The organism is Pseudoalteromonas sp. TB64, from assembly GCF_000498095.1.
GTDB lineage: Bacteria > Pseudomonadota > Gammaproteobacteria > Enterobacterales > Alteromonadaceae > Pseudoalteromonas.
Genome location: NZ_AUTQ01000073.1, coordinates 106705 through 112925, shown reverse-complemented (window position 1 = coordinate 112925; position 6221 = coordinate 106705). Strand labels below are relative to the sequence as shown.

Genomic DNA, 6221 nt, shown 5'->3' with positions numbered 1-6221 from the left:
CCGCCATGACCTGCAGCAATACCAATAAATGCATCGCTGCTTTCATGACCATATAATGTTCCAATACGCTGATCACCTACCGCTGCAATATTTGCTACTTTTTCAGCTACGTATACATCATCTTGCTGTTGGGCTAATAACACGCCATCACTACAGCCAAATATTACGGTGTCGTGGTTTTGTGCTGCACCGTGTAAATCAGGGCAAGTAACGTCTAATGTTTGTTCAAGCTCGTATTCGCCATCATGAAAATGATAAACACCGACTTGGTCTGGCAAAACTTTAGCAACTGATGTGCTCTCACTATCATCACGGCGAATAGTTGATAATAAATGTTCACCACGTGGTTCAGCTACACCGTGCATATTTATATCGTAAGCAATACCAGGGAGTGTTGCTGTTGCGTTAGTGATATCGCTATCTGTTAATACTTCAACCGAAGCAGGCGCACCTGAATCTGCATCGCCATCGTAAAATATTGCTAATTGCCCGTCGTGAGTCATTAAGTGTGTAGGGCGGCTACCACTTGTTAGCTCGTAGCTACTAAATGCAGGGCCTTGCTCATAATCATGCAAGTGCTCACCGTGATCTTCGCGCCACATTCCGCCGTCTATAAACCCTAGGTAATCTTGAGTTCGGTTTGTAATTACAGCGTAACGAAAGTCAGGCGAAGCCGACAACGTATTTGACTCATCGTTTAATACAAATGTATCAAGCAGTGCGTTATCATCTAAATCAAAAAAGCTGGCTTCATTACTGTCACCTGCAAGTACGGCAAGTCTGCCAAGTGAGCTTATGGTAAAGCCGTCGTCATGATCATCATCATCGTCATGATCATCATCATCGTCATGATCATGTTCGTCCTCTACAACTATTGGATCTTTTTCCACAATAGTGGTTTCTGCATCGCCACAGGCCGTAATTAATGTGCTGCTAATGGCAAGTGCTATTAGTTTTAGTTTGAATAATTTAGTCATGATCGTTTCCCTTTATTTAAAATTATTTTAGAAGTAACCGCGAATACCAAGTGCGAAACTTCGTCCTGGGCGTGGTGCTATCTCTTTTAAAAATGAGCTATGCACACGTGCTTCTGTATCCGTTAAGTTTGTCCCTTTTAGATACAGTGAGAGGTCTTGATTAAGTACTGATAAGTCATAAGAAACACTTGCATCGACCATGGTGTAGCCATCTGTTGCCGTTTCTTCTAAGGCGGTATGGCTTTGATCTTGGTAGCGAGTTATATGAACATGAGCGCTAAGTTTTTCTGTTTCATAGCTAAATTCAGTACCAAAACGCAGTGGCGGTGTGCGAGGTAGGTTGTCGCCATTTTTTAAACGGGCACGTACGTAATCAGAGAATAAATCAAGCTTAAACTCATCAGTTAGTTGCCATGCAATTTGCGCTTCAAACCCGTGTAAAATTACATCGTTTGTTTTAAATAAATAAACAGGAAGCTCAGACGAATGCTCGTCCTCGTCGGTGTGATCATGCTCATCTTCATCACCATGATCGTGGCCGCTTTCAGCAAATAGCCCAGTATCTATTTGATAATAATAGTTATCTACTTGGTTATAAAAGGCATTAAAAATAAAGCCAATATCACCTTGGGTTTTACGAAAGGTTAAATCAATATTATTCGCGGTTTCTAAATCAATTGCTTGCTGAGATAAGCCCAAATGACCATCTTCGTCTATATCAAATAATGCACCCACTTCATAAGTAGCGGTGCCAATATGAGGACCAAATGATAATAATTCAGAGGCTGATGGAGCACGTTCTGAACGAGATACCGAAAGCCCTAAGTTATAGCTTGGGGCAAAATCCCACACTATACCGGCCGATAAACTTATAGGTGTAAATGTATGCTCTGCGTCAAATACACGAGTGAAGCTCGCTTCTTCTTCATGATTATGGTCGTCATGCTCATCAACTTCATCGTGTGCGTGAGCATCAATGTCTGGCAGTAATACATTACTCGCGTTAAGCTCTACGCGCTCTATACGAGCTCCTAGTTGTACTAAAAAATCGCTAAAGTGTTTTTCTTCCATGAGAGCAACAGCAAAGCTTTGTGTTTCTGAAGGAGGTGTAAATGCTTCTTCACCTTGTGCTTCAACATCACTATTTTTGTAATGAAAGCTAATGCCGCCATTCCATTCATTAAATTGGCGATGTAGTAAATCTACTCGTAACTCACTGGTTTTATTTTTAAATGTGGTACCAATTTCGCCTTTTTCAATTTCGCCATGCTCGTAATCAGTAAAGCTAGCGCGCAAGTTAATTTTATTAAGCCATTTATTATTTAGATTGTATTCACCCAGTAATTGCACCTTGGTTTGCTCTAAATCAGCAAAAACACTTTCTTCTTCATCGCTATGCTCTTCCTCACCACCATGTGTGTGACCAGGAATACCGTATTGACGATTAAATTGCTCAACAGCTACGCCAATAAAACCTTGATCAAATAAATAGCTCGTACCAAGGGTAAAACCATTAGATTCTTCATCGCTATTTTCAACCACATAATCACCATTATGCGATTCAGTGTCATCACCGGCTAACTCAGCAGCCACCGGTATTTCATAATCATCTGACTCTCGCCAAAATGCATCGGCATAAAATGCAAATGAATCAGTGCCTGTAGTGGCATTAAAAGAAGCTATTTTTTGGTTATCAACAGAGTTATGTTCTACGTTCCATTCGCCACGGGTTGTGCTGTCGGTTGGTACGCGATTATCAACTATATTTACAACGCCACCAATGGCACCACTACCGTAAAATAAGGTTGCAGGACCACGTAATACTTCTATTTGTTGTGCAGTAGATGCCTCTGACGCAACAGAGTGATCAGGGCCAACTCTTGATACATCGCTAACATCAAGACCATTTTGAGTGATAAGCACGCGCGGTCCACTTAGCCCACGAATTATAGGTGTACTCGCAACTTTGCCATGAAAGTTAGTATTTACACCAGGGAGCTTTTCAAGAGTATCACCCAATGTAGCGGCTTGATCGCGTCTTAATTGTTCGCCCGATAAAACGCTGACTGGCGAAGCTGACTCCATTGCCGACATATGAATTGGCGTTGCTTCAATATCAATAACTTCTATTGGTGAGCGCTCTAGAGTAAAAGACACCGTCTGATTTTCATCAGCATTAACGGATACATCACGATGAAGGTGAGCGTAACCTGGCGCAACAATATGAAGCTCTTTCAGACCATTATTTAGCTCAGCTATTACAAATCGGCCGTTTTCATCGGTAGTTACCTTTATATCTGAGCCTTCAAGTTCTACTACTGCATTACTTACAGCACTCCCTTTTGTATTTAAAACAGTGCCCACTATGGACTGTGCAAGCACACTTGCGGGTAATAAAGCCGCTATTAAAATAGCTAACTGCGATTTACGTTTCATTCTTGCTTTCCTTGAAATGTTATACTATATCAATTGTGCTGGAAATGTTATAATGTATCAAGTGTAATTAACGAATGTTATTTAAATGCTTATTTAAAAGTAAAGTTTTTGTTTGTGCCATTGATTTATAGAGGAAAAAATGAAATCGAGTCAAAGTGTAATGGATCGCCTAGCAATAGGGCTTTCGTTAATGTGTACAGTGCATTGTTTTGCAACGCCAATTATTTTAGTGCTGTTACCGAGTTTGGCAGCACTGCAGCTAGATAATGAGCAGTTTCATGTATGGATATTAGCAGCGGTATTACCTACGAGCTTACTTGCGTTAAGCTTGGGTTGTAAAAAACATAAGCAATTTAATTATATGGTACTTGGGATTGTGGGTTTGTGCTTAATGCTATCAGCTATTTTTGTAGGAAATGAAGCCGCAGAAAAAGCACTAACATTAACCGGCTCAGCTTTTATAGCCATAGCGCATTGGTTCAACTATCGTCAATGTCTTAAAAAAGAAGATGAAAACTGCCCGTGCGCAAGTAGTAAGCCCGATCAAGTTACTTGAGCGCTGTATTGTTAACTGGTGTTTGACCTAAGTAGCCTTCAGATTATTTACATAAAAAAGACGCCTTTGCGTCTTTTTTATTGCATTTTATACCTTGCCTTAAGTGTATTATTAAGTTTTTATATACACTCAAAGTCGAACTTAAATAAATTTTTTAGATAGAAAATATTACATATGGATCATGTGTATTTAGTCAATTAGCTAAATGTTGCGTATTCATGCTCAAACAAAATACGAAGGATACGTAATGTCAGAAAAACCAAATCAGTTATCAACATCTCGTTCTATAAGTAAGCGCCGTCGCAATATATCAATCCTGTTATTAATTGGCGTAAGTTCATTACTAATCCGTGTATTAATGTCTTATAACTTTGATAAAACAGCATTATTATATGTAGGCATCCCTTTTTTTGTTTCAATTTTTTTAATGTACATAATTAAAAAACCTGAGCAGCCAACCCTAAATCGATATTACGGTAATTTAGTATTGTGGTCGCTTATTGTAATGCTTGGTACATCGGTTATTTTGTTTGAGGGCTTTGTTTGCGTGGTTATGTTTATGCCAATTTATTTCGGCATATTATTAATTATGTACTTATCCCAACTACTCAGCTGTTATTTACAAAGTAAAAATAAAGGAACCCATTACGCCCATATATTACCTGCTGTTATTTTTTTAAGTGCATTTGAAGGTGTTATACCAAGCGCAAGTTTTGAAAGAGAGTATTCAATAACTAAAGAGTTGGTTATAAATGCAACCCCAGAAGAAATCCAACAAAAACTTATCAAGCCAATGCAGTTAAATGTTGAACGTAATTGGTTACTAAGTTTGTTCCCAATGCCAAGTAATATAGAAGCTGAGACATTATCAACGGGTGATGTGCACCAAATCGATTTTACCTATCATCGCTGGTTTGTAACAAATACCCATAAAGGTCATATGAAACTTGAGTTAACTCAAGTAGAAAGCGATTATATTCGTACCACTTTTTTAGAAGATACAAGCTACATAGGTAACTATTTAAAGTTAAAGGGAACTGATATTCGCTTTATTAAAGCTGAAAATGGAAATACAAAAGTAGCATTAACTATTTATTACCATCGATTTTTAGATCCCGCTTGGTATTTTGGTCCAATTCAAGAATATGCTATCGGGCAAACTGCAGAAATGCTTTTGAATGAGCTATTTATCCCAGAAACAGCTTAGGATGGCTATGTATACTAACGAACGGATTTTAACAAATAAACAAAGCTGTGCCAAAACTGGGTATGTCGTTTTATCACCTATAAAAGTAATGTGGGTAGGGGGAATGATATTAGCTGCAATTATAGGTGGTTGGTATACGTTTTCAGTTACTGCTTTGTTTGTTTTTATTGTAACAACCAGTGTTATTTTATGCTTTGGGCACTCCCTTGGAATGCACCGCAGGCTTATACATAAAAGTTACCAATGTCCGCTGTGGCTTGAATACTTTTTTGTGAATTTAGGTGTAATAGTTGGTTTAGCTGGACCTATAGGCATGATTAAAACCCACGATATGCGTGATTGGGCGCAGCGACAACATTACTGCCATGACTATTTTGGTCATCAACAGCCCATGTTAAAAGACTTTTTTTGGCAAGTTTTTTGCGATATTAAACTTAACCATCCACCTACTTTCAATATTGAAAAATGCGTTATGCAAAACCGTGTTTACCAATGGATGGAAAAAACATGGATGTTGCAGCAACTCCCTTTAGGATTATTATTGTTTTGGATTGGGGGTGTACCTTGGGTTGTATGGGGTATATGCGTTAGGGTGAGTGTGTCTGTTATTGGTCATTGGTTGATTGGTTATTTTGCACATAACCACGGACAAAGAGATTGGCATGTAAATCATGCACATGTTCAAGGTTATAACGTTCCGTTTGCAGCACTGTTAACCATGGGGGAAAGCTATCATAATAATCATCATGCATTTCCTGGTTCGGCTAACTTTGCTTTAGAAAAAGGACAAATAGATGTTGGTTGGCTAGCTCTTAAAAAAATGAAAGCACTAGGGTTGGTCTGGGATTTAGTGTTACCGGCAAACCTTCCTAAACGCGAAGAATTAAGTAGGATAAACAATTAGTTGCAAATTAAGTGCGCTCTAAGTTAGGTACTAATCCCCATTATGGTATCCAACTAAGTAGCGCTCAATTAAGCGCTCAATAATGAATACAAACACAAAAAAAGCGACTACCCAAAGGTGTCGCTTTTCTTTTACAAGTAT

Annotated in this window: 5 protein-coding genes; 3 read left to right on the top strand and 2 right to left on the bottom strand. The window is 38.7% G+C overall.

From position 1 onward, the window contains the following. A partial coding sequence (locus L647_RS0103790; RefSeq protein ID WP_024610009.1) for a hypothetical protein occupies window positions 1–977 on the bottom strand: 977 nt, incomplete at its 3' end. Window positions 978–1004: 27 nt separating this feature from the next. Beyond that, the gene (locus L647_RS0103785) at window positions 1005–3413 is read right to left on the bottom strand and encodes a TonB-dependent receptor (RefSeq protein ID WP_024610008.1); all 2409 of its coding nucleotides are present in this window, start codon (window positions 3411–3413) and stop codon (window positions 1005–1007) included. Between the two features lie 139 nt (window positions 3414–3552). On the opposite strand from L647_RS0103785, the gene L647_RS0103780 reads away from it, so the two are divergent. From L647_RS0103780 to L647_RS0103770, 3 genes are all read left to right on the top strand, one after another. Continuing rightward, window positions 3553–3969, top strand: coding sequence for a MerC domain-containing protein (locus tag L647_RS0103780; RefSeq protein WP_024610007.1), 417 nt, complete (start codon window positions 3553–3555; stop codon window positions 3967–3969). Window positions 3970–4216: 247 nt separating this feature from the next. Continuing rightward, window positions 4217–5176, top strand: a complete 960-nt coding sequence (locus L647_RS0103775; RefSeq protein ID WP_024610006.1) for a hypothetical protein — start codon at window positions 4217–4219, stop codon at window positions 5174–5176. 7 nt (window positions 5177–5183) lie between these two features. After that, a complete protein-coding gene (locus tag L647_RS0103770) occupies window positions 5184–6080 on the top strand; it encodes an acyl-CoA desaturase (RefSeq protein ID WP_024610005.1) in 897 nt (298 codons plus the stop codon). Window positions 6081–6221: the final 141 nt, after the last annotated feature.

Bases quoted from the DNA above. Each gene is read 5' to 3' on its own strand.
- L647_RS0103785 (WP_024610008.1), bottom strand. From the start codon at position 3,413: ATGAAACGTAAATCGCAGTTAGCTATTTTAATAGCGGCTTTATTACCC.
- L647_RS0103780 (WP_024610007.1), top strand. From the start codon at position 3,553: ATGAAATCGAGTCAAAGTGTAATGGATCGCCTAGCAATAGGGCTTTCG.
- L647_RS0103775 (WP_024610006.1), top strand. From the start codon at position 4,217: ATGTCAGAAAAACCAAATCAGTTATCAACATCTCGTTCTATAAGTAAG.
- L647_RS0103770 (WP_024610005.1), top strand. From the start codon at position 5,184: ATGTATACTAACGAACGGATTTTAACAAATAAACAAAGCTGTGCCAAA.